We start from the raw sequence: 811 nt of genomic DNA on the forward strand, positions 1-811 counted from the left end.
TTCAGGCGCAGCTGGGCCTGGCCGAAGTGCAGCACGTCACCGGCGTAGTTGCCGTAGCTCAGCAGCACCCCGCCGCCGGCGTTCGCGGCCCTGGCCACCCGGTAGACCTGCCCGGCCGCGGGCGAGGCGAACATGTTCCCGCACGCCGAGCCGGTGGCCAGGCCGGGCCCGACGAGGCCGGCGAAGGCCGGGTAGTGCCCCGAGCCGCCACCGATGACCAGGGCGACCTGCCCGGCCGGGACCTCGGTGGAGCGGACCACGCCGCCGTCGACACGGGCCACGTAGCCGCGGTTGGCCGCCACGAAGCCGTCCAGTGCCTCATCCGCGAAATCAGCGGGATTGTCGAAGATCTGAGTCATGGTTCCTCATTGAATCCGTGTTGGAGAAGTAATGCTTTGGGTAGAGATCTGGGGTGGTGCGGCCGCCCCCCCAAATGGCTTGACGGCCGCACCAAGCCCGGTATCGGGCGCCTGCGTTAGACGCTGGCGAGCGCCGTGGTTGCGGGCTGTTGCTGGCCCTGTGCCACCTGGCTCTGGCCGAGGGCGTAGCCGTCGGTCTTGGGCAGGACGTGGCGGCGGAGGTAGTCCTGGTTGCTGGCCGTGACGGACAGGCCGTCGCCGCCGTAGTGCTCGGTGCACAGGATGCCCTGGAAACCGACGGAGAGCGCGACCTTGAACGCCTCGCGGTAGTTGATCAGGCCCGATTCCATCGGGGCGGGCATCGCGACGTAGGTGTCCCGGGCGACGTCCTCGTCGCGGATGTAGTTCTTCATGTGCCAGTAGTTCGAGTACGGCAGGGTCTTGGCGACCAT

At 68.6% G+C, this 811-nt stretch carries 1 protein-coding gene and 1 pseudogene; both read right to left on the minus strand.

Annotated elements, in window-relative coordinates:
* The coding region (locus AC1DKQ_RS22395) for a dihydroxyacetone kinase subunit DhaK (protein WP_476920281.1) at positions 1-359 on the minus strand (359 nt) is incomplete at its 3' end.
* Between the two features lie 116 nt (positions 360-475).
* Positions 476-811: pseudogene (locus AC1DKQ_RS22400) on the minus strand (sugar phosphate isomerase/epimerase); the annotation flags it as partial.

It is taken from the genome of Arthrobacter sp. 05L421 (assembly GCF_056397785.1).